The sequence below is a fragment of the Mariniflexile litorale genome (assembly GCF_031128465.2).
GTDB lineage: Bacteria > Bacteroidota > Bacteroidia > Flavobacteriales > Flavobacteriaceae > Mariniflexile > Mariniflexile litorale.
Map to the genome: position 1 here is coordinate 4,458,147 of NZ_CP155618.1, position 25,404 is coordinate 4,483,550.

A 25,404-nucleotide genomic window follows, 5' to 3' on the forward strand; every position below is an offset into this window, starting at 1 on the left:
AAAGCTTAGTCTTCGCTAGGGTGATTTAATCGATCCATAATTACGGCTACTAATATTACCAAACCTTTGATTATTTGTTGCCAAAAAGGCGATACGTTTAGCAATACCAATCCACTATTCAACACACCGATAATAAGTGCTCCTTGAACAGTTCCCATAATAGAACCTCTACCTCCAGATAGTGAAGTACCACCAATAACTACAGCCGCAATAGAATCTAATTCATAGCTCATACCAGCATTTGGTTGCGCAGAGTCTAAACGAGATGTTAGTATAATACCACCTACTGCTGCTAAAATACCAGCAATGGCATACACCCAAATTTTTATTTTATTAATGTTGATGCCTGATAGTCTGGCAGCACTTTCATTCCCACCAATAGCATAAATATGTCTACCAAATTGCGTTTTCTTAGTAACAATTACCGCAATAACCACTATAATAACAGTAATCCAAACAGGCATAGGTATCCCTAAAAACCAACCTGTTCCTATAAAATCGAAACTATCACCCAATCCAGTTATAGGGAAACCACCAGTCCATAACATGGTAGCACCTCTTGCAATAGTTAACATAGCTAAAGTTGCCACGAACGGAGGTACTTTAAAGCGTGTAATCATCCACCCATTAAACACTCCTAGAGATCCACCAATTACTAAACCTGCAAGTATAGCACCGAATACAGTAAACCCAATGTAGGTATTAAACGCAGGAACTTCTAAACCAAATTTTAAGAGCCCAGCAGCAACAGCACCACTAAAAGCAAGAATAGAACCTACAGACAAGTCTATTCCTTTTGTGAGTATAACTAAGGTCATACCCACAGAGATACATACGTTTATAGATATTTGTCTTGCAATGTTCCATCCATTTTCCATGGTGAAAAACTTATCAGACATGATAGTTAAAACAATACATAGCACCAATAGTGCAATAATGGATTGAAATTTTACTAAAGTATTTTTTACATCAGCCATTTTAAAGTCTTATTTTGTTTTTATTGAGTGGTTTCGTTGGGTTATTTCTAATTATTATATAATAGCCGCTTTCATAATAGCTTCTTCATTGAAATTTTCTTGACTGAATTCTCCAGTGATTCTTGAATCGCTTAATACTAGAATTCTATCAGAAATAGCCATAATTTCTGGAAGTTCTGAAGAAACAACTACGAGTCCCAATCCATCTTTTGCTAAATTATTTATTAGATGATAAATCTCATTTTTTGCATTTACATCAATGCCACGTGTTGGTTCATCTAGAAATAATATTTTTGGTGTCGTAGCAAGCCATTTAGAAAGCACTACTTTTTGTTGATTTCCACCACTCAAATTTCCTGAAAGTTGTTTCTCTGAAGGCGTTTTAATTTTAAGAGCTTCAATATATTTTTTAGATAAAAGTGCTTCAAGTTTAGAGTTTAAAAATCCACTTTTTACCACGTCGTTAATACTTGCCATACTAACGTTTTTTGATATTTCCATTTGTAATACCAAACCATCTTCTTTTCGGTCTTCAGGTACTAAGCCCATACCATTTTTAATGGCGTCCATTACCGATTTGATTCGGACTTGTTTGTTTTCAATAAATACAGAACCTGACATGATATTAGCATGCAATCCAAAAAGTGTTTCTAATAATTCTGTTCTTCCTGCACCCATTAAGCCAAATACTCCAAGAACTTCTCCCTTTTTAACACAAAAATTAATATCCTTTATTAAATAAGATGATTTACTTGTGATTTTTGGAAGCGATATATTTTCTACTCTAAGAACCTCTTCTCCAAAGGGAACAGTTTCTTTTTTATACATGTTTTTAATGTCCCTACCCACCATTAATCGGATAAGGTCGTCCTTTTTTGCATCTTGAACATTTTCTATACTTCCAACAATTTTCCCATCTCGTAAACCTATAAATCGGTCTGCAATTAAAAAAAGTTCATCTAATTTGTGAGAGATATATAAAATGGAAACATTGTCTTTTTTAAGCGATGCAATAATTTTAAATAGTGATTCAACCTCGGTATCTGAAATCGCCGATGTTGGTTCATCCATAATAACCAATTTAGCTTCTTCTAATAACGCCTTGGCTATTTCTATAAGTTGTTGTTCACCTACTCTAAGTTCAGAAACCAATGTTTTAGGGTTCAAATTACAATCCAAACGAGTTAGTAGCTCTTTAGTTTTGTTGTTCATTTGTTTAGAATCTAAGATTCCGAACACATTGTGTAGTTCTCTACCTAAAAATATATTTTCAGTAATGCTTAAATAAGGAATTAAATTTAATTCTTGATGAATAATAGCAATACCTTTTTGCATGGCATCTTTTGGGTTGCTAAAATTCACTTCTTCATTATTTAACAGAAGCCTCCCTTCATAATCTGGATATACTCCAGATAAAATTTTCATCAATGTCGATTTTCCTGCGCCATTTTCCCCAACAATCACATTCACTTTTCCTGTATGAACGTCAAGGTTTACATCGCTTAAAGCGATAACACCTCCAAATTTCTTAGTTATATTTTTGGCTTGTAATAATATGTTTGGTTGGTTTTCCACGATTTTAATTATTGAATTTTATAATAAGTGGAATTACTTTTAATGCTTGCAAATTAGGAGACTTGGTATTTACTTTAACGGCACCTTTAAAATATAACGTATCACCTTCCTTTACTTTTTGTTTGAAAGGTGGAACAATAGTTTCCCTTACGATATTGTTAAGCTCAACAGAAATAGTATTGAAGTCCATCGTATTTTGAAAACTTCCAATATCTGCTAAACCACTTCCGTCTCTAATGGCATTTCCAAAAATAAAATCGGTTGCTATTCGTATTTGTTGTTTGCTATCATCATCAATTGCTACCAAAACATCTTCTTCTTCAATAGCAATAACTGTAGCATTGCCATCAATAATAAAATTGTAATCATTGCTAATTCCAAGTTTTTTTCCTTTTTGTTCACAATATTTTTCCACACCTTTAGTAATATCTGCTAGAAATTCTGAAACATTAATAGCTGGGAGAGTTTCAATATTATTAGACATAAAATCGGTTGCCAAAGTTTTGGCATCAAAAACGCTGGTGCTTTGTTCTTCTTTAACTTTATCTAATGGCTCAAAATAAACAGCATTGTAAAGTGATAAAACTAAAATAACTACTATGACGATATATTTAACTGGTTTTTTCATGTGTTTATATATTATCTACTTTTATTGTCACATAGTCCTTCCATATAATCATTCCCTTGAATATCGAGAGTTCGTTATGGAAGTTTCATGGTTAATTATTTTAATTGTTAGCAATAAATTTATTAATGTTCTCTTGTGTAACAACTTCAACAGCAAGTGGTGTTTTTGCGCTAAAATCTCTTTTCCCATTTATATATTCATCGGCTAATTCAGCAGCAGTTCTAGCCATTTTCTTAGAAGATTGCATTACGGTAGCTGTTATTTTATTATCAGCTATGGCATTCATAACATCATTTTCTCCATCAAAACCAAAAATCATAACTTCTTTTTCTTTTCCAGCGGCTACTAATGCTTGATAAGCCCCCATGGCCATAGAATCATTTCCACAAAATACAGCGTTAATATCTGGATTTGATTGCATAATTGACTCCAATTTATCCATTGCTATACTTCTATCAAAATCGGCACTTTGTTGTGCAACCATTTCCAATTCAGGAAAAAGATCGACCACACTATGAAACCCTTTGGATCGGTTCCAAGTATTATTATCGCCCACCAATCCTAACAATTCAACATATTTTCCTTTTTTGTTAAGTTTACGAACAAAATATTCACCTAATTCCACACAACCAGAAAAACTATCTGAAATTATTTGTGAAGTTGCTGCATCTAAAGAATTTACCTCTCTATCCATGCAAAAAACAGGAACACCTGCTTTCTTTGCACGTTTAACATTCGATACGGAACCCTCTGAATCGGTTGGATTGAATAATACAGCACTGTAACCTGCTGCAATTAAATTCTCGAAATGCTCTGCTTCTTTTGATGTATTGTTTTGTGAATCGAAAATAGTGGCTTCATAACCTAACTCTCTGGCTCGTTCTGCAGCAGATTCTGCAAAAGCAACGAACCAAGAGTTGTTTAGTGTTGAAATAACAACCGCTATTTTTTTAGGGCCATCTTCCTTTTTTGAGTTACAGCTGAATACAGTAAATATGGCTAGTAATAAAAGAATTAGATTTTGTGGTTTGAATGGTTTAGTTGGTATGCTCATAAAATCTAATTTTAAATATCTAACAATTCTTTACACGTTTTAAACAAACCGTCTTTCGATATGCCGTAATGGTTAAAGATTTCTACCTGAGAACCAGTAACGGTATATTCATCAGGAATTCCAACAATTTTAAATGGATTTTTAAATCCCTTTTGAAAGAGATGAGATGCACAAGCTTCTCCCAAACCACCGTTTACCATGTGTTCTTCAACAGTAATAATTGGTCTTCCGTTTGAAGCTAATTCTTCTAATAATTTAATATCCAAAGGTTTTATAGTATGCATACTAACTACAGTCGCCTTCATATCATGTTCATCTTCAAGTTTTTTTGCAGCTAACCAAGCAGGATAAACGGTTTCACCTGTAGCAATAATTGTAATATCATTACCCTCTCTAACAACACGACCTTTACCAAACTCAAAAGTCTTATTATCTTCTTTTAAAAAAGGCATGGCTTTTTTGCCATAGCGCATGTATACAGGTTTATTGGTTTTAGCAGCTAAACGAACTGCTTGTTCTGTTTCAAAATTATCAGCTGGTGCAACGATAATGATATTGTTTATGGCACGAAGCACAGCATAATCGTGTAAACTATGGTGTGTGGTACCAAGTGCACCGTAACTAACACCAGAGCTGATACCCACTAAAGTTACAGGGTTATCAGAATAACAAACATCATTTTTAATTTGCTCCAAGGCTCTTGCACTTAAAAAACATGCAGGAGATACTGCAAATGTTTTTTTACCTGCTGAAGCTAATCCAGCTGCTACACCCACTAAATTTTGTTCTGCAATACCTACTTCAACAATTTGATTAGGATACTTTTCTCCAAAAGGAACTAACTTTCCTGAACCACGTGAATCACTAGTTACTGCAATAATATTTCTATCGGTTTCAGCTAATGCTTGCAATGTTTCAGAAAAAACATCTTGATTAGCCTTACCCATTTTTAAATCCTTTTCCTCTATTTTATCTAATTCCATGATCTCTAGATTAATGCTTCTGCTTCTCTTAATTCGGAAAGTGCTAATTCATATTGCTCTGGTGATGGTACACCATGATGCCATTTTGTTACACCTTCCATATAACTAATTCCTTTTCCTTTTATGGTATGCGCTATAATGAAACTTGGTTTTCCTGTTTCTAACGGACCACTATTCAAGGCTTCTTCAAGTTCTTCTAGATTATGACCGTCAACTTCTTTAACTGCCCAACCAAATGCTTCTAATTTTTGGCGAACAGAATCGGTATTCATAACATCTTTATTGTAACCTGTAATTTGTTGTTTGTTATTATCTAAAATGGCATACAAATTATCTAATTTATAATGTGATGCAGATAAAAATGCTTCCCAATTAGAACCTTCTGGTAATTCACCATCTCCCAAAAGGGTATAAACACGATGAGATTTGTCATCTAATTTAGCAGCGATGGCTTCACCAACACAAATAGGTAATCCATGACCTAAAGCCCCTGTGTTTTGTTCAACACCATTTACTTTTTTAGTTGGGTGACCAATATAATGTGATTGATATTGACAAAGGGTTTCTAAATCTGATTCTGGAAAAAAACCTCTATCCGCAAGGGTTACAAAAAGTGCCTCAACACAATGACCTTTACTTTGAATGTATCGGTCGCGATGGGGATTTTTGAAATTGTTTGGATCTACATTTAAAACACGGTTATAGAGCACGTTTAAAGTGTCTACACACGATAAACTACCGCCCGTATGTCCTGCTTTTGCTTTATATATATACTTAAGAAGATTTTTTCTCAAGAATACAGATTTTAATTTTAATTCTTTATTCGTCATTTTTTTTAATTTATGAGAAAATTTAATCGATTACCCTTTATGGTTATAAATATCCCAGCCCATGTAGTTACCTAATGCTTCTTCAAGAATAGCTCCTGTTTTTGATGCATTCATAACAACATGATGTTCAAAACCATTTCTACATACATGATTCATTAAACCTTGTAAGTTTCCTATTTTTGCAACTGCTCTATTTCCAAAAGTTTTTAATGGGTCGTCTGTTAATTCACCTTCGCCTATATAGGCTTTAATGATCCCTTTAGGATCGTCTGTACTAATTCTTCCATATGTTAGTGGCATGGCGGGTGTACGACCATCTAAAGCACCATACGTGTTTTCAACACCAACACTAGTACCTAAAATAGGTGCATTACTAATTTCGATATCCGGTAAAAATGACTTTGCCCAATTTCCACAATGGAACAGCACGCATTTTTCTGGGTCGTCTGCATAGTTATTATTCCAATCTACTAAAGCACTTGGAGAACCCGATGCTAATTGCATCGCATACATACTTAAAGTTCCTGTAACGTCAACTTCACAAGCCGAGGGTAGCATATTCTCGGACATGATACTCATAGTTGTACACACATTACATCCAAAATTTTGTTGTAAAGAGGTCCAGCACTGAATGGCAGTAGCGTCTAATTCATATTCATCAACATAATCATTTAGAACAACATCCAGTTTTGCTATTTGAATCATAGCATCATTAGGTGTTTTTCCTTTTGGAGCGTAAGCATTTATTTTATCTAAGTGCTGTTTAACCGAAGCATCATCCTTAGTAAGTTTGTTTGCTTTCCCAAGAATTTCAGATAAATCTGCTGTTACAACTGTGATACCATTTCTTTGTAATATTTTTTCAGAATAACGCACTGTGTTAAATGCTCCTGGTCTAGCACCTATAGCACCAATTCTAATATTTCTCATACCTTTTACAACGCGGCAAACAGATATAAAATCTTTTAAATCTTTTTGAAAAACAGGATCAGTTGGGTGAGAAACGTGTTGACTAGTAAGTGAATATTTAATCCCATATTGGTACAAGTTATTGCAAACTGATATTTTACCACACCAAGAATCACGACGATTAACTACATTCATTTTAGATAATTCATCTGGGTATGCTTGTATTAAAACAGGAACGTTTAAATTAGCAAGTTTTAGTGTATCTGCAACCCCTCTTTCATCTCCAAAGTTTGGCAAAAGCACCAAAATTCCAGCCAACTCATCTCTATGTTTTTTAAAGAGGTCTGCACATTTTTGTGAATCTTTATAGGTTTCAACACCCCCTAATTTAGTATCTGTTGTTTCTAATAAAATTGGTTTTAAGTTTAATTTCGCAAAAACATCCACAATTTCTGTTCTTGCTTTTTCAACTAAACTATCTGGGAAAAAATCACGATTCCCAATTATAATTCCAATACTTAATGATTTTTTTGACATGTTATTTATTATAAAATTGAAGCTAATATTATTTAAATGATATTAAAGATGTGTAACTATTAGTCGATGGTCAATTCTGTAAAGCTTTATGCTAAAATGACTTCGATTTCATGGTTTTTAAAAACTTTCTTATCCGATTCTTTGATTCCTGAGTCTGTTACTATATAATCTATTAAAGATAGCGCTCCTAAACTCGCTAAAGCACTTTTGCCTATTTTGGTACTATCCGCTACCAAATAGGTAATATCAGCAGCTTCTATCATCGCTCTTTTAACAACCAAGTCACTAATACTTGGATAAGTTAAGCCCGATTTTAATGAAATTCCAGCAGTTGCTAGAAATAGTTTTTGCACATTCAAACCTTTAAAAAAATCGGCAGCCTTTTGCCCTGTAAGTGATAAAGTTGGAGGTTTAAATTCTCCTCCAGTCATTATAACTTCTATACCAGGCTCAGTACCTAACATCAATGCTATATTCAAGGCATTGGTTATTACTGTTAAATTTTTAAAACCAATTAATTTTTTAGCTAATTCCGTGGTAGTGCTACCTGAGTCCAAAATAATAGTATCCCCTAATTCAATATATTCTAGACATTTAAGTGCAATAGATTCTTTTTGCTCTAAATTCTCTTGGTGAAATAATGCAAAATTTTTAACATGGTCTTCAATATTTTTCATAAAAGCACCTCCATGCTCTCTAATTATTAAACCTTGTTTTTCTAGCTTCTCTAGGTCTTGTCTCACAGTTACTTCGGTAACTTTGAACAACTTTGCTAAATCAACTACTTTTGCAGAACCATCTTCTTGAAGCAGTTCCATTATTTTTTCTCGTCGTTTATTGGGTAATATTGCCATACTACAAAGAAAAGAAAAAAAACGAAAAATAAAGCAAAAATCAGAAGAATTAAATATTTTAATAAAATAGCACTCTAATAATTTTAATTCACAATTTCGATTTCATCGTTAAAAATAAGAACCTTTTATTTAAAAAATAAATTACACTTATTTTCCTACATAATGCATGTGGATGAATAAATATCGATTAAAAACAATTGTTTTTTATGCTTTACAATTTTTTCTCGGTGTAATTCTACTACACAATGTTATTTGTTCTCAAAATTATTCTTTTTCATTCTTAACAATAATAAAAATCTTACTTTTTTATTTATCATTTTAACTAACTAATACCATTCTAATCGTGTTTTTTTTCATACAAAAACATAGTAAACGAAAAAAAAAATTAAAAAAAACGAAAAAAAAAATAAATAATAAACAAATAATTTTATATTTGGATAATCGATTACATGTTAACAAACTGTATCATACCAACTTAACACTAAATTAAAAACTATTATTTATGACAAACCAAAACTTACTTAGTTTTCTACAAATCTTTTTAAGATATATAGAAGCTATAAAACAGAATTTTAAAAAAAATGACCTATTATTTTTAATGGGTTTATTATTTATTTGTACGGGCTCTTTACATGCTCAAAATAAAACTGTTACGGGCAAAGTAACGGACGGTGATGATTTGGAAGGCCCTTTAGCTGGAGTGACTATTCTTGTTAAAGGTACCAACAACGGAACCTCTACAGACTTTGATGGAGATTTCACTCTTAATAATGTAAGTGAAACTGCAACTTTAGTATTTTCCTATATAGGTTATGTTACCCAAGAAATTCCTGTAAATTATAAAACGACCTTTAATGTAACTCTAAAGCCAAGTTTAGAATCTCTAGATGAAGTTAAGATAGTAGCTATTGGTTATGGAACAGTAAAAAGGGAGAACTTAACAGGTTCGGTTGCATCAATATCAGCAAAGGAATTATCTAAAGTTGCGGTAACAAATGTTTCGGAAGCCTTAGCAGGAAGACTACCTGGTGTAAGCGTTCAAGCCATAGATGGAGCTCCTGGGGCTGACATTATAATTCGTGTAAGGGGTGGAGGATCTATTAATAATGATAATTCACCACTATATGTCGTTGATGGACTCATTGTTGATAATTTAAACGACCTTCCTCCAGGTGATATAGAAAGCATTGATGTTTTGAAAGATGCTGCCTCTACTGCTATTTATGGATCCCGTGCATCAAATGGGGTCATATTAGTTTCTACTAAAAGAGCAAAAGCAGGTAAAACGACGGTTACTTATAATACTTTTTTTCAAGTTAAAACGTTCCCATCAGAAAGAAAGTACAACGTTTTATCTCCTTACGAATTTGCATTAATGCAATATGAGACAGCTGCCATAGGTGGAGCAACTACACTTGCACAATTCACAAAAGACTACGGTCATTTTGGTGATTTAAAGTTGTATAAAAATATGAAACCAATTGATAGACAAGAAGATTTGTTTGGTAAATCTAATTTTTCAAGATATAATAATTTTAATATCACAGGAGGAACTGAAGCCACTAGAATGTTTCTTAGTTATACTTCAAATAGAGATTCTGGTTTAATGCCAGATAGCGGTCAAGATAGAGATGCTCTAAATTTTAAATTAAATCATCAAATTTCTGATAAATTAAAAATTGATGCAGGAGCTAGAATAACAACTAATTTGATAAAGGGATCTGGTATTAGTGGTACGTCTGGATTAAAAGTATCTAATTTAGTTACTAATAGACCTATCAACGGTCTTGCAGACGAGTTGATTATTAATCCGGATTCTGCAGATGATGATTATTTGCAAGACTACATAGCCTCTTATTTAAATCCTGTTGAATATAGCAAACAAGATTGGAGACAAAAAAAGAGTTTAAGTTATATATTTAATGCAGGTTTAACTTGGGATATCTTAAATAATCTAAAAGCTAATACAGCGGTATCTCTAAATAAAACGTATGGAGAAAATCTGAGATTTTATGGACCTATAACAGGTGTTTCAAAAGAAAATGGAGGCGCGCCTGTTGGCACTAAATACGATTATGAAGATAAGTCTTATAGAATTACAAATACGTTGAATTACAGCTTTAAAAATCTTGGAAAACATGATGTGAATATATTAATTGGGCAAGAAGTAGGTTCTTCTGGAGGAATAAATCAATCTATACAAGTAGGTGGTTTTAGACCTTCCATACAACCTGAAGAGCTATTTGCAAATACGCAATTAGGAGACTCTCAGTACACCTATCAAAGCACTAAAGAAGAGACGGACACAAACATATTTTCTCTTTTCTCTAGAGCTAATTATTCCTATGATGATAAGTACTTATTTACAGCAACTGTGCGTAGAGACGAATCCAGTATATTTTCTAAAAGCAATAGAGTAGGGTATTTCCCAGCCTTTTCTGCTGGGTGGAAAATTTCAAGCGAACCGTTCTTAAAAGATTCAAAAGCAATTAATCAGTTGAAGTTAAGAATTGGCTATGGAGCTACAGGTAATGATAATATTCCAACTAATTCAACAAACCTATTATATTTTGCAAGTGACTCTAGAGGACCTGGATTTACTAATGATTTGCCTTCCTCTTATTATTATGCTGGTGGTGGTAGTACATTATATAACCCAGATTTAATATGGGAAACTACTATTGGTAAAAATATTGGTTTAGACTTTACATTGTTTAACTCTGTTGTAAATGGAAGTTTAGATTTTTACAGAAATGAAGTAAAAGATTTACTAGTAAAAGGTCTTATTCAAGGAAGCCCTGGGTTTAGCACGCAATGGTCTAATGCAGGAAACACTTCTAATCAAGGAGCTGAGTTAGGTTTGAGCATGAACGTATTAAATAAAAAAGATTATTCGTTAACTATCAACGCTAATTTTGGTACCAATAAATTCAGAATTGACAAACTTCCTGGACTTGATAAGCAGCAATTTTCAACAACAAATTGGGCTAGTACGGATTTAAACTGGTATGAGGATTATTTGCTAAAAGAAGGAGACGAAGTTGGCTTAATTTATGGTTACAAAAATGATGGTTTCTATACGGTTGATGATTTTGATCAAGTAACGCCTACTACATATGCGTTAAAAGCAGGATTACCTAATCCAGGAGGCCTTTATGGCACAACTCTTAGGCCAGGCTCTATGAAAATTAAAGATTTAAATAACGATGGCGAAATTGACAAAGATAATGACCGTACTGTAATTGGGAGTACATTACCAAAAGCAACAGGTGGATTTGGTTTTACAGCAAATTTAAAAGGATTTGATATCTCAGCCTTTTTTAACTGGTCTTATGGAAATGACGAATATAATGCAGGGAAAATTGCCTATAATTCATTGTTTGCAAGAAATGGCGGTTCTTATTTAAATATGTTGACTACTATGGATTCGTCTAATAGATTTACTTATATTGATATTGATGGTACATATACTGGTACTCCTGGTCAAATTATAACTGACTTAGCACAATTAGGGGAATTGAATGCTGATAAAACAATATGGAGTGGTAATATTTCATTTGCAAATAGAAAACCGCAACTCACTGATTGGGCTGTTGAAGATGCCTCTTACATTAGATTTAGCAACCTTACTATTGGGTATACTATGCCAATGAAGGCTATTCAAAATTCTATTATTTCTAATTTACGCTTTTATGTAACAGGAACAAATTTATATCTATGGACTAAGTACTCTGGATATGATCCTGATGCAAATAACTCTAGAAGTAATGATGGTTATCAGGGTTTAACTCCTGGGTTAGATTTTTCATCTTATCCAAAAAATAGATCATATACTTTTGGTGTAAATGCTAGCTTTTAATTAAAATAGGTTATAAAATTAATTTAAAAATATATCACTATGAAAACAATTAAAAAAATATTAATTATACTAACGGCAGTTCTTTTGAGTGGCTGTTCAGATTTTTTAGAACCAGATTCGCCTTCAACATTTGATAAAGTTTTAGTTTACTCTAATCTTGATGATGCTAGAAAAGCGACCAATAATATTTACGTTCAATTTGGTCAAGATGGTTATAGAACCAGACTTTCCATTACCATGCAGGGAATTACTGATATAATGACTGGTGGAGATAAAAGCTCTACTAAGGATAATTATCAAATTATGGCTTTGAAAGCGGTTTCTAGTAATGGCGATTTAGCTAAGGCATGGACATCCGCTTACACAGCTATTAAAGATTGTAACTTTGTGATTGAAGGTTTATCGAATAGTGCTCTTTTCAATTCTACTGATCCAGCTATTAGTGCAGAAATGCATCAGTTAATTGGAGAGGCATATACTATTAGAGCATTCTGGTACAGTCAATTAGTTTATAATTGGGGTGATGTGCCTTATTATAGAAACGCTCCAGTAGCAGGTGATAATTTTGATCTTCCAAAAACAGATAGAAATCAAATTCTTTCGGAAATGATTGATGATTTAAGAGCTGCTGAAACAGGAATGAAATGGGCTAGTCAAGTACCACAATCTTGTCAGCAAGTAAATAGAGAATATGCAATAGGAATGATTGCTAGATTATCATTGCAACGTGCTGGGTACTATTTAAAACCAGATATGACTAAAGATGTAGCAACACCTGCTGATCGTGCTGCCTATTATACCATTGCCAGAGATTATTCTCAGAAATTAATGACTTTAAAAGACAGACCTTTAGCAACAGATTTTGCACAAATATTTAAAAATCAATGCAATAGAATTTACCCGTCAGAAAGCGATATGTTATTTGAAGTGCCTTTCGCTATTGGTGCAGGAGAAGTAGGTTATAATGTGGGAATGAATGTGGCTTCATCAGATAAACATCCTTATGGGAAGGGTGGTCATGATTATAGTATGCCACTTTCTTATTTCTACTCTTTCGATACAAAAGATAAAAGATTACCTGCCACTTGTGGTTTGTATGATTTAACAAATCCTGCAGGAACAACTCTTACATTAATTCCATCAGCGGTTTCAAGTACTGGTATTGCTCAAGCAAAATGGAGTGTAGCGTATGTTGAAGGTGGGAATGGTTCTTCAGTAACAAAAGGAACAGGTATTAACTGGCCCATGATGCGTTATTCAGATGTTTTATTAATGTTTGCAGAAGCTGAAAATGAATTAAACGGACCAACTCAAGCTGCAAAAGATGCCTTAAAAAGAGTAAGACAAAGAGCTTTTGATAGCGCAAATTGGTCTACAAAAGTGGATGATTATATTACTACTATTTCGGCTAGTAAGGCTTCTTTCCTAAAGGCTATTGTTGATGAAAGAGCTTGGGAATTTGGCGGGGAATTGTTAAGAAAAAATGATTTAGTGAGATGGGGTATTTACGAAGATAAAATGCTCGAAACTGTAAATAAAATAAAGGCTATAGGTGATCAATCTATTGCGAATGATCCAAATTCTATATATGCTAATTACATTTACTGGAGAGTTGATAATAAAAAAATAACTATTTATGATGGATTAAACAGTAATACACCTCCTCCTGGTTATAATGCAAATGTAACTGTTACAACTGATATTAGTACTGGCGATACACTTCCTTTAGACGCATGGCAAAGATCTGACTGGTCAAATAAAATGAAAAGTAGTACTACTGGTTTATATAACACCTTTTTAGACACTCAATATTCACCATACATAGATTCAACACCTATTAGATATATTCAACCCATACCATCTGGCACCATTAGCAATAGCGCCATTCTAGTAAATGATGGTTACGGATTCACTAATTAAACTCATAAAAAAATGAAAAACCTTAATATAAAAATCTGTTACACACTACTACTATTAGTTGGTGTATTATTTTTTAACTCGTGTAGCGATGACGCTATACAAGAAGATGGAATCCAACTTTTTAGACCAGTTTTGAATGTGCCATTATATGCTGAAAAAAATGCAATTATAGTTAAAATGGGGCTATTTAAAACTGCCGTTGGATATAAGATAGAACTAAGTAGGGATAATTTTGCTACACCAGCAATAAAGATCATTGAAACTACCGATCCTACCATAATTATTCCAAATTTATTATGGAATACGACGTATCAAGTTAGAGCAATGACCTATGCGGCAGATCCACAATATAACAGTGAAGTTGCAGAATTTGGCGAAGTTAAAACTGGTCGTTTTCCTTCCATTTTAGCAATACCTCAAAGTGACGATATTATTGACAATGCCTTAAATGTGCGTTGGACGGTTTCAGGTTCACCTGTAACCACTATAAAAATATTTGAAGCAGCTGATGAAGAATTAGCGAATGAGTTAGCTAGTTATACTACTACAGAAGCTCAACAACTTACAGGTTTAAGAAGTATAAAACAATTAGCAGCATCTACAGCATACACTGTAGCCATTTATAGTGATGATGTTTTAAGAGGGTTTGAAATTTTCACTACTAAAGCTGCATTGCCTACCACAGGAGATCTTGTTGATGCAAGAGGTGACGATTTGTTTGACCCAGCAACAGATGATGGCACCTATTTAAACAATAAAATTGCGGAAATTATGGCTTTACCTAATGGTGGCACTTTAATTCTTGATGGAGATCAAGAATACATATTTAAAGGCACCACAATTAATAATAGCATTAAAATTATAAGTGGATACAGTTTAAATACTGGTGGAGCCAAAATAAATGTTAATAGTAACTTTAATATTGCCAACAATGCTAGTATTGATCATGTAATATTATCAGGATTAAAACTAGATGGTAGAGACAAAAACCCGTATTTTCTGAATGTTGGAGATGCGGCATCATTTAATATAAACACCTATAGATTTGAAAATTGTTACATGACTGAAATTAGAACTTTTGCACGTATTAGAAGCGGTGTTACTGGTGCTGTAAATAATTTTGAGATTGATAATTGTTCATTATTTCGTGCTGGTAAAGATTATTATTTATTTACGTATGAAGGAAGTAATGCAGGTTTTACGATAGGAAATGTTAAACTTACACGTTCTACTTTTCAAAGAACTCAAAGATTATTGAGACATGCAGGTCCAGATCCAATAAATAGTATTATCATAAGTGATTGTACCTTGGGTGAAACAACACTATATAATAATGTATGGTTTGAACTTACTCCAATAGTTACTAACGGTATTAAATTTACGAACTCACTTATTGGTAGAGCGTGGGATAATACCACTGCTCCCGGACTTACTAATGCACCTTCTAAGTTTTTGAAATTAGGAAATGGCTCTATAGTTACTTTCGAGAATACCTTTCAAACAAATGATGTTATTTGGGACGCCTCTTACATACAGCCAACAATTCCTGTATATAACGGTACTGTAAGTGATTTATGGGTAGATTCTATAAATGGTGATTTTAATATTAAAGATAAGACTTTTGTAGGAAGAAGTACTAGTGGAGATCCCCGCTGGAGATTATAAAAATAGTTTAGTTTGTTTATAAAGGTATGCTTTGATATTTAATTATTATAGCATACCTTTTTTGTAGTTTGTTCATTTAAATAGTGAATATCGCGAAACATAGCCAAAGTAAGACCTTTTACGTACTATTAATCTAAAAAATCTAATTGGCATTTATTGCCGTATATAAATTAGCCTCACCTTGTGAGGCTTTTTGTTAAATTTAAACTGTTTATTAACAATATTTTTTAAATTAGTAAACTGAAAAAAATCAAAACTTATCTAAAAATGAATTACACCAAACCTTTAACCTTTTTAACGCTTTTATTTTCATTAGCAATTTTCTCTCAAACAAGTGGTTCAGAAGATGATAAGCTATCCCTAAACAGTGGTACGATTGATAACCAATTTGATTATGTGATTACAAAATCGAACGGTTGGAGAGATGAACGCGGACAATCATACAGAGTTATAAAAGCCCATTGGTTAACAGATCTAAAAGCACATACTCTAGACTCTTTACAAGCCATTCGTAAAAATTTAGTAGCTACTGAAATTACTGTAAAAGCACAAACACAAGAAATTGCAGATTTAAAAACCAGTCTTTCCAACACACAAAATAATTTAGATAAAACAAAAAGCGAAAAAAACAGCATATCATTATTTGGTACCCAAATGAGCAAAAGTGGTTATAGCGGACTCATGTGGTCTATAATTGCTATATTATTAGCTTTCTTAATATTCTTTATATATAAGTTTAAAAATAGTAATGCTGTTACTAAAGAAGCTAAACGCACACTTTCGGATGTTGAAGATGAATTTGAAGAACACCGTAAAATAGCTGTAGAACGCGAACAAAAAGTACGACGCCAGTTGCAAGATGAAATAAATAAACAAAAAATAATTAAAGCAAAGAAATAAACTTTGTTTCTTTTTTATATTTATAACTTGACTCGACTCATAAATTATACACCTAACCGCTTCACTACATAATCTTTATAAGTGTCTCCTATTGGGATTTGAATACCATCCACAATAATTTTGGTTTTTTGTAATGCTTTTATAAAATCTATATTTACAACAAAAGACCTATGAACTCTTATAAAACGAGTAGGAGGAAGTTTTTCAAGAATATCTTTAAAACTCGATAGTGTTAAAATAGCCTTATCAGACTGAGATGTGTAAATTTTTATATAATCTTTTAAGCCTTGAATATATTTTATAGAATCAGTATTTATTTTAATATTTTCGTATTCAGATTTAACAAAAATAAAATTATCTTGAGCCTTAACTTGTGGCAATTCAATGGCTATATCTCCTTTTAAGCTATTTTTATTTTCCAACTCGTATTTTTCTTTTGCACGAGTTACTGCCTTTAAAAATCTGTGAAAAGGTATGGGTTTTACCAGATAATCTGTAGCATTTAAGTTAAATCCATCTAAAGCGTATTCTGGATATGCCGTTGTAAAAATAAATTGTGGCATATTGTCTAACGCTTTTACCAAATCAATCCCTGTTAGATTTGGCATTTCAATATCTAAAAAAATTAGATCTACTTTATGTTTATTTAGTAATGTTATAGCTTCCAAAGGATTTGTGCATTTAACAACAATTTCAAGCCCTCCTATTTGTTTTATATAAGATTCTATAACATCAATTGCTAACGGTTCATCATCAATAATTACACACTTCATCAATCTAATTTTAACTCTAAATTTACAACAAATCTGCTATCCTTTTCTTGAACTTCAAGTTTGTGTTTATTAGGGTATAAAAGTTCCAACCGTTCTTTGGTGTTTTGCAAACCAATTCCCGAACTGCCTTTGTCAGTTTTTCTATTCCCAATAACATTAATACATTTAAAATGTAAATCATTGTCTTGTATATTTATTTCAATTTTAACCTCAGTATGCCCTTTAAAATCGGTACCATACTTAAAGGCATTTTCTATAAAGGAAATAAATAACAACGGTCTTATTTTTTGATTTGCTATAGCCCCACGAATATTTAGTATAACATCTTTATTATTAGCAATACGTAAACGTTGTAATTTTAAGTAATTTTGAATATACTCCACCTCTTTAGACAGTGATACAAATTCACTATTGGTTTCATACAACATATACCGCATCAATTCAGATAGAGTAATGATAGCTTCAGGAGCATCATTCGATTTTTTGGTTGTAAGTGAATAAATACTATTTAATGAATTAAATAAAAAATGTGGACTTAATTGATGTTTTAAAAAATGAAGTTCGGTTGATGCTCTTTGGACTTCTATTTCTCTTTTTTTTCGGTCGTTTTTATTCCATTCTGAATACACTTTTAAAGCTGTACCCGTTACTATTAACAAAACATTAAAAATAAAGGGACCAATTAACCTCATTCGAGAAAACGAATCAACCCTGGTTTTTGAAAAAGGTGGGTTGAAATTAGGGTTATGTCTCATATCTATAGTGAACTGGTTAAAAACTACTAATACTGTTGTAATGAGAATTAATAAACTAACAATATATAGAAATGTCTTTTTTTTTAGTAAAAACCGAGTTACCAAATACGAATAGTTTATGTAAAAAAGCAGCAAATTACTAATCAATATAAATACAATCCTTCTATTAATGATTTCATCCCCGGCTCTGGGTTGCATTAAACTAAAACATACAAAAACAGCCCAAATAGAAACGTGTATGACTATTTGATTACGTTTTCTATTTTTTGTTGAATTTGTATTTTGCATGGTACTAATTTATACAGTTTAATTTAATACCAAGATGTTTTATATCTAAAAGTGATATTCTTGGATTTTCTTTATTATTCAATTTTGTTTTGACTAAATCGGCCATTTTTTGAGCATCTTGTAATGTACAAAAAGATTGATTATTTTGTATCGTTGGTATATAATCTTGCTTAATTAAAAGCTTCTTATTGTAATTAATACTATAGCCATAGCCTGTACTTGTTTTATAAACCTCTGTTGTAAAAGCTTCCGTTTTACTATTAAAAGCGGTGGTATTTATTATAAAATAGGTTAAAACAGCACTAAAACTAAGTAGTATAGCTATTATATATTTTTGCTTATTATTCATTGGCTTTAAAAAATAAAATAAAAATCCAAAGCACTGAGGTTACTAAACGTACAGAAATGTACATGAGAGTTTGTGCCTTGGATAAAAAAAACTACTAATCAATTATTTTAATTATATACTAATCTTCATCATCATAGTCGTCTTGAGGAAATACTTCATAAATGTCATCTAAGTATAAACTTCCTGTTCTACCCATTAATACGTAACCTTTACTCCCATTAGAAAAAGCAACAGCATCTTGACGAACGGTTCCTTCTAATGCTGAGATTTCTTCCCATTCATCAAGCGTTGGGTTGTATTCCCAAATGGTACCCACAGCCCCTCCATAATAACCTGTTGCTATATACCCTAGACCATCAATACTTAGCCCTACGGCATTAGATCGGGTGATACTGTAATCGTCATCCTCATCTATATCATTTTTACGAGTCCAAACTTCAGTAGTTGGATCAAATTCCCAAAAATCCACTTTATACAATCCATTACTAACCCCTGTACCTAAATATACTTTATCATTTATAATAAAAGAGGTCGCATCAATTCTTTTTTCACCTCCAAAACCAACAAGTTCAGACCACGTATCGGTTAATGGATTGTACTTCCAAAAATCTTTTTTATCGTTATCACCATCATTACCAGTGCCAATATAACCCAAACCATTAATTCCAAATTCTACAGCTGCACGTCTTACCCCGCCACCAAAATTGGCTTTTTGAGTCCATGAATTAGCAGTTGGATCATACGCCCAAAAATCGCTTAACTCATCGTCTCCATCATAACCCACTCCTACATATCCTTTATCATCTATAGCAAAGCCTGATGCCGAACTTCTTCCTAGCCCTGGAAAATCGGCTTTTTGAACCCAATAATTTCCTTCAATATTATATTGCCAAAAATCATTTAAATATTCATCACCATCATAACCAGTTCCCATATATCCAAAATCACCAATCGTGAAACTAATGGCATTACTTCGTGGCGTACCATCAAAAACCGATCGCTCTTGCCAATTACCTCTATCTTCCTCATCATCATCAGTTGAACAACCTGTAAAAGTGATTGAAGTAATAGAAAGAATTAATATTAAAAGTGTTTTATTGTTTTTCATAATCTATTTTTTGTTTTTTTATATTAAACTTTATCCCCACTGATAAAAACGGCTTTGATTTTGTGTTAAAATTAAATTCAGAATTATCCTCATTATTAAGTAGTGTATATTTATTAGAAAGTGAATAACCTCCAGAAAATGAAATAACCCAAAAATCATCCATACTATAATTTATCAATTTAAATTTTTGCCAAATCTATTTTTTACATTCAACAAACAAAAACATAATAGCTGTTCTAGGGATTAGTCTATACTAACACTGAATTTTTTAAGACCAACACCAAAAAATAAATTTGGAAGTAACTAATAACCCGTTGGCATATTAAAATACTGCTTTGGTATAACTAATTTCATTTGAGAATGCCGTTTAATTAAGTTCGCTGAAATTATTGACTTATGACCATTAGGCAAGCCGTTGCGATTCCCATACTTAGTGTGGTATTACTTTGTATTCTAATAACATCTTGTGAAAAAGACAGCGAAAACGCTCCTGTTGGAGAAGATTGGATGGATTTAGATACCCAAGTTTATTATATTGATACACTAACTGTTAACGCCACTACTTTTAAATTTGATTCTATTGCCGTTTCTGGTACAGATAGATTATTAATTGGCGCTTACACCGACCCCGTTTTTGGTTTTACTAAAAGTAAAAGTTATGCGCAGTTTACAAACTCGATTTACACTTTAGATAGCGATGCTGTTTTCGATTCTATTGCCTTAATTTTAAATTATGACAACTATTTTTATAATGACACCATACCTGTTCAGAAAATAAATGTGTATGAAATCATAAAAGACGTTGAACCCGATGATGACGCAGATAGCTATTATAATACAACCCGTATAACGGTAAACACCACACCTATAGCATCAAAAAGTTTTATTGCAAAACCTAAGAAAGATGACTCGTTACACGTTACACTAAATAACATCTTCGGAAAAACCCTATTCGAAAACTTAAGAGATAATAAAATTAATAATTCCGATGAATTTTTAAAAGCTTACCAAGGCATTCTTATTGAACCTGATAACAATAACACCGCCATATTAGGATTTTTAAAAAGCAGCTTTATAAGAATATATTACACCGATAAAGATGAATTGGAAACAGAGGTATCGACCTTTGATATGCTTTTTAATACAACTAATAGTTTTCATAATGTTTCAAATACCGTTGAAGGAACTGTTTTTGAAACATTAACAAGTCAAGAAATCTATTTACCAAGTTCTATTACCAATAACACAAGCTTTATGCAAGCTGGAACTGGAATTGCCACCAGAATAGACATTCCCAACTTAGAATCTCTGTATGACATATCGGGTACAGGAATTATTATTGATGCCTATTTAAAAATATCATTAAAACAAAATTCTAGCACCAAGAATCTTCATACTAATGATTCTCTCAATGTATATATCATAGATAAGAAATCTAACATTGTAAGTGCTTTAACGGATACACAGGGAAATACCGTGTTAGGTTTAATTGACCAAGAAGACACCGAATTTAATATAACAACCTACTCTATTCCTGTTAAATATTTTCTCAATCTTAAACTAACTGATATTAATGGTGACGATTTGTTTTTAGCTATTTACCCTAAAGATTATAATAAATCGGTTAACAGATATATACTAAATGGTGAAGGCGCTTCAAATAACATAAAATCCAAACTCGAATTAATTTACGCTATTTATGATAAATAAATATATGCTACTAACTACATTTTTTGTAGTATGTGCAACACAATTAACAGCACAATCCAATGCATTATCTAGCTCACCTTATTCGCTATATGGTTTAGGTTTGAGCAACGAAACCTCTACAGGAAAAGTAAATGGATTAAACGGATTAGGTATTGCCATGCCTTCTACTACGTTTATAAATAATTCAAACCCAGCATCGTTTGGCAATATATTATTAAACTCTTTTCTCTTCGACTTTGGTATAAAGGCACAAACCAATCTACTAGCCGAAGGGAGCAGTAACAACTCCAATATAATAGCAAATTTTTCAAATATTTCATTGGCATTTCCTGTAACAAAACAATCTGGATTTGGTGTTACTCTAATACCTTTTACTAGTGTTGGATATAACATATCTGGCATAGAAACAAATATAGAAGGTACAAACAACAATATTTTTATTACAGATATAGAAGGTACCGGTGGAATAAATGATTTAAAACTTAACTACGGATATGCATTCACTAATAAATTCCGATTTGGTATTACTGGTTCTGTGCTATTTGGTAAAATAACCGAAACCGAAACCGATTATTTACCTAATAATACATTTATTATAGAAGATATAAATTACTACTCAGGCTTACGTCTAGGTTTTGGTTTTCAGTACGACCATATTTTTAAGAATGTTTCAATTGGAGGAACAGCCCATCTGCCTACAAGTTTAAAAGGAAGTAAATCAAGTACTATAGCCTTATATACCATAGATTCTTCAATCGATTTAACCGAAAATTCCGAAAGCAGTATTGATGATTTTAATTTACCTTTAGAACTTGGTTTTGGTATACAAACAAACTTAAAAAAATATTTTTCGATAAATTTAGATTATAAAAAAAGTTATTGGAGCAATACAAACCAAACAGACCAACTTGGTACTTATGTAAATCAAAATTTATTTGGTATTGGTTTGCAATATGCGGCTGAAAAAAAAGTATCTAAATTCTTTAATAATCTAGAATACCGAGTTGGCTATAATTTTAATGATGGAAATTTAGAAGTAAACAATCATCGTGTAAAAAATAACACCTTGAATTTAGGTGTTGGATTGCCATTAAACGGTTACTCAAATTCTATGATTAATATTGGGTATTCGTATGGTAGCAAAGGACAAATTACTAATGGTTTAATAAAAGAAAACTACCACTTGCTTTCCATTAACTTCAGCTTAGAAGGCATTTGGTTTCAAAAGCGTAAAATTGATTAGCTTTAATAATTAACGTAACGATAAAAATGAAGAAGTAAACTTTATTCTTATAAAAAAAGACAGTCTATAATAAATTACAGACTGTCTTTTTTAAATTAAGATCTATTGAAATTTACCTAGAATAATTAGGTGATTCTTTGGTAATAGTCACATCGTGAGGATGGCTTTCATTAATACCACTTGCCGTAATTTTTACAAATTGCCCTGTTTCTTTTAAAGTAGCAATATCTTTAGCTCCGCAATAGCCCATACCAGCTCGCAAGCCTCCAATAAACTGATGAATACTTTCGTATAGATCGCCTTTGTAAGGTACACGACCTACAATACCTTCTGGCACTAATTTTTTTATATCATCTTCAACATCTTGAAAATAACGGTCTTTACTACCTTCTTTCATCGCCTCAACCGATCCCATACCACGATACGATTTAAATTTTCTACCTTCGTAAATAATGGTTTCTCCTGGTGATTCTTTAGTTCCTGCTAAAAGCGACCCGAGCATTACCGTATCTGCACCTGCTGCAATAGCTTTAGGAATATCACCTGTATAGCGAATACCACCATCAGCAATTACAGGAACACCTGTACCTTTTATAGCTGCAGCAACTTCTAAAACCGCAGAAAACTGAGGAAAACCTACGCCTGCAACTACACGTGTTGTACAAATAGACCCAGGACCTATACCCACTTTTACAGCATCGGCTCCTGCTTCTACTAAATATTTTGCTGCTGCTCCTGTAGCAATGTTACCTACAATAACATCTAAATTCGGAAACTTTGCCTTAATGTCTTTCAAGACTCTTACCACACCTTGGGTATGTCCATGTGCCGTATCAATTACCACAGCATCAACCCCTGCATTTACTAAGGCTTCAGTTCTATCAATTGCATCTCCTGTAACTCCAATAGCTGCAGCAACACGCAAACGGCCATATTGGTCTTTGTTCGCCATAGGCTTTTGACTCAATTTGGTAATATCTCTAAAAGTAATTAAGCCAGATAGTTTATAATTATCGTCTACAATAAGTAATTTTTCTATTTTATGTTTTTGAAGTATTATTTCAGCTTCACTTAAGGAAGTTCCAACGGCAGCAGTTACTAGGTTCTCGCTAGTCATTACCTCAACGATTGGACGTTTTTTATCGTGTTCGAAACGCAAATCGCGGTTAGTAACAATTCCCTTTAAAGTTCCTTCTTCATCTACAATAGGAATTCCTCCAATGCCATATTCTGCCATCGCTTTCTTTGCATCATTAACAATTGCTGTTAATGGCAAGGTTACTGGATCTATAATCATACCACTCTCGGCACGTTTCACCTTTCTAACCTTTAAAGCCTGAGCTTCAATAGTCATGTTTTTATGCAATACACCAATGCCTCCTTCTTGCGCCATAGCAATAGCCATTTTGCTTTCAGTAACAGTATCCATAGCTGCCGATATAATAGGCACGTTAATGGTTATATTCCGTGTGAATTTTGTTTGAATATTAACTTCTCTTGGAAGTACTTCTGAGTATGCTGGAACGAGTAGAACGTCGTCGTAGGTTAACCCTTCTCCCAGAATTTTATTTTGATGTGCGGTCATGATGCAATTATGATTATAATTGCGTGCAAATATACACATTTTTTTCTGTTTGAATCCTTTAAAACTAAAGGAATAAAAAATAGTGATTAAATAAAGTTTGGTCTTCTAACTATTTAAAATAGTAAAGAAATAAATACCTACAAAAATTTTATCGTTTAATATTTTTAAAGTAAATTCTAAGTGTATTTAATGCGTATTCATAACGCATTTCTTTGTTTTCTAAATCGCCCATAAATTGAAGCTCTTTTGGAACAAAAATCCCATATAAACACTTTCTCTGCAAAATATTTTCAACCTTTTTCAAACTTCGAGCATCCATTGTATTTATAATTTCATTAACCCAAATATACTGCTCTTTATAGAGAATATCTTTGTCCCATTCTAAACCAGCTTTTTCATTTAAGATACTTGTTAATTTAAAAAGGTTATTTATTTCAATAAATGAATTTTTAAAAATAGATTCACTGCAACTATTTGCATAGTTCATAATCTTTTTATTTGCAAAAACGTTACTAGGAAAAGCTTCCATTAAACTTAATTTTCTAGAAATAAAATACACCATTTTAAACCAAACAACTTGGTGTCCCTTTTTTTCAACTTCTGTTTGAACCCATTTGTAAAAGTCTTTACGCTCTGAAAAACTATTGTATTCTTGGGAAAGATTGTTTTCTAAATTAAATGAATTGGCGAGTTTCCAAACATCTGTATTATTGGTTCTATCTGATTTTAACCAATCTGAAGCCAGTAAATTTTCTTTGTGTGTGGTTTTATGATAGATTTTTAAACTTTTCCACTCCTTTGCATAAACAGAAAGGTTTAAAATAAACAAGAATAAAAAACAATACACTCTCATAATTCTTTAAAATTACAAGAAAATAACATTCAAATTGACTCTTTAATAG

General features: G+C 32.4%; 20 protein-coding genes. 6 read left to right on the forward strand and 14 right to left on the reverse strand.

Going from position 1 to position 25,404, the window contains the following annotated elements:
* Positions 1–5: 5 nt before the first annotated feature.
* From QLS71_RS18935 to QLS71_RS18970, 8 genes are all read right to left on the reverse strand, one after another.
* The gene (locus tag QLS71_RS18935) at positions 6–977 is read right to left on the reverse strand and encodes a ribose ABC transporter permease (RefSeq protein WP_308992163.1); all 972 of its coding nucleotides are present in this window, start codon (positions 975–977) and stop codon (positions 6–8) included.
* A gap of 54 nt (positions 978–1,031) precedes the next feature.
* On the reverse strand, positions 1,032–2,552 hold the full coding sequence (locus tag QLS71_RS18940; protein ID WP_308992162.1) for an ATP-binding cassette domain-containing protein: 1,521 nt from the start codon (positions 2,550–2,552) through the stop codon (positions 1,032–1,034).
* Between the two features lie 4 nt (positions 2,553–2,556).
* On the reverse strand, positions 2,557–3,180 hold the full coding sequence (locus QLS71_RS18945) for a DUF2291 family protein (protein WP_308992161.1): 624 nt from the start codon (positions 3,178–3,180) through the stop codon (positions 2,557–2,559).
* 100 nt (positions 3,181–3,280) lie between these two features.
* Entirely contained in the window at positions 3,281–4,234 is a 954-nt protein-coding gene (locus QLS71_RS18950) for a D-ribose ABC transporter substrate-binding protein (protein ID WP_308992160.1), read from the reverse strand.
* Positions 4,235–4,245: 11 nt separating this feature from the next.
* Positions 4,246–5,217: a transketolase C-terminal domain-containing protein gene (locus tag QLS71_RS18955; RefSeq protein WP_308992159.1), complete on the reverse strand. Its 972-nt coding sequence runs from the start codon at positions 5,215–5,217 to the stop codon at positions 4,246–4,248.
* A 5-nt stretch (positions 5,218–5,222) separates the two neighbouring features.
* Entirely contained in the window at positions 5,223–6,074 is an 852-nt protein-coding gene (locus tag QLS71_RS18960; RefSeq protein WP_308992305.1) for a transketolase, read from the reverse strand.
* Positions 6,075–6,077: 3 nt separating this feature from the next.
* Entirely contained in the window at positions 6,078–7,493 is a 1,416-nt protein-coding gene (locus QLS71_RS18965) for an L-fucose/L-arabinose isomerase family protein (RefSeq protein ID WP_308992158.1), read from the reverse strand.
* Positions 7,494–7,579: 86 nt separating this feature from the next.
* Positions 7,580–8,347, reverse strand: a complete 768-nt coding sequence (locus QLS71_RS18970) for a DeoR/GlpR family DNA-binding transcription regulator (protein ID WP_308992157.1) — start codon at positions 8,345–8,347, stop codon at positions 7,580–7,582.
* A 502-nt stretch (positions 8,348–8,849) separates the two neighbouring features.
* Between QLS71_RS18970 and QLS71_RS18975 the strand changes: the two genes are divergently transcribed.
* From QLS71_RS18975 to QLS71_RS18990, 4 genes are all read left to right on the forward strand, one after another.
* The gene (locus QLS71_RS18975; protein WP_308992156.1) at positions 8,850–12,206 is read left to right on the forward strand and encodes a TonB-dependent receptor; all 3,357 of its coding nucleotides are present in this window, start codon (positions 8,850–8,852) and stop codon (positions 12,204–12,206) included.
* Positions 12,207–12,245: 39 nt separating this feature from the next.
* A complete protein-coding gene (locus tag QLS71_RS18980) occupies positions 12,246–14,126 on the forward strand; it encodes a RagB/SusD family nutrient uptake outer membrane protein (protein ID WP_308992155.1) in 1,881 nt (626 codons plus the stop codon).
* Between the two features lie 12 nt (positions 14,127–14,138).
* Positions 14,139–15,791 (forward strand): DUF5123 domain-containing protein, encoded by a 1,653-nt coding sequence (locus tag QLS71_RS18985; protein ID WP_308992154.1) that lies wholly within the window; start codon positions 14,139–14,141, stop codon positions 15,789–15,791.
* 267 nt (positions 15,792–16,058) lie between these two features.
* A complete protein-coding gene (locus tag QLS71_RS18990; RefSeq protein WP_308992153.1) occupies positions 16,059–16,691 on the forward strand; it encodes a tRNA (guanine-N1)-methyltransferase in 633 nt (210 codons plus the stop codon).
* 44 nt (positions 16,692–16,735) lie between these two features.
* Here the strand turns inward: QLS71_RS18990 and QLS71_RS18995 are convergent, their stop codons facing one another.
* The 4 genes from QLS71_RS18995 to QLS71_RS19010 form a co-directional block, all read right to left on the reverse strand.
* On the reverse strand, positions 16,736–17,464 hold the full coding sequence (locus tag QLS71_RS18995) for a LytTR family DNA-binding domain-containing protein (protein WP_308992152.1): 729 nt from the start codon (positions 17,462–17,464) through the stop codon (positions 16,736–16,738).
* Complete coding sequence (locus tag QLS71_RS19000) at positions 17,464–18,219, reverse strand: sensor histidine kinase (protein WP_308992151.1); 756 nt, start codon at positions 18,217–18,219, stop codon at positions 17,464–17,466. The genes QLS71_RS18995 and QLS71_RS19000 overlap by 1 nt, the downstream gene beginning before the upstream one ends.
* A gap of 292 nt (positions 18,220–18,511) precedes the next feature.
* Positions 18,512–18,856: a DUF4907 domain-containing protein gene (locus QLS71_RS19005; protein ID WP_308992150.1), complete on the reverse strand. Its 345-nt coding sequence runs from the start codon at positions 18,854–18,856 to the stop codon at positions 18,512–18,514.
* A gap of 118 nt (positions 18,857–18,974) precedes the next feature.
* Complete coding sequence (locus QLS71_RS19010) at positions 18,975–19,964, reverse strand: kelch repeat-containing protein (protein ID WP_308992149.1); 990 nt, start codon at positions 19,962–19,964, stop codon at positions 18,975–18,977.
* Positions 19,965–20,360: 396 nt separating this feature from the next.
* Between QLS71_RS19010 and QLS71_RS19015 the strand changes: the two genes are divergently transcribed.
* Both QLS71_RS19015 and QLS71_RS19020 read left to right on the forward strand, forming a co-directional pair.
* Complete coding sequence (locus QLS71_RS19015) at positions 20,361–21,674, forward strand: DUF4270 family protein (RefSeq protein ID WP_308992148.1); 1,314 nt, start codon at positions 20,361–20,363, stop codon at positions 21,672–21,674.
* Complete coding sequence (locus QLS71_RS19020; protein ID WP_308992147.1) at positions 21,664–22,917, forward strand: hypothetical protein; 1,254 nt, start codon at positions 21,664–21,666, stop codon at positions 22,915–22,917. Before QLS71_RS19015 ends, QLS71_RS19020 begins: the two co-directional genes overlap by 11 nt.
* A gap of 112 nt (positions 22,918–23,029) precedes the next feature.
* Here QLS71_RS19020 and guaB read toward each other — a convergent pair whose 3' ends face one another.
* Together guaB and QLS71_RS19030 are read right to left on the reverse strand one after the other, a co-directional pair.
* On the reverse strand, positions 23,030–24,502 hold the full coding sequence (gene guaB, locus QLS71_RS19025) for an IMP dehydrogenase (RefSeq protein ID WP_308992304.1): 1,473 nt from the start codon (positions 24,500–24,502) through the stop codon (positions 23,030–23,032).
* Between the two features lie 148 nt (positions 24,503–24,650).
* On the reverse strand, positions 24,651–25,355 hold the full coding sequence (locus QLS71_RS19030; RefSeq protein ID WP_308992146.1) for an Insecticidal toxin complex protein: 705 nt from the start codon (positions 25,353–25,355) through the stop codon (positions 24,651–24,653).
* Positions 25,356–25,404: the final 49 nt, after the last annotated feature.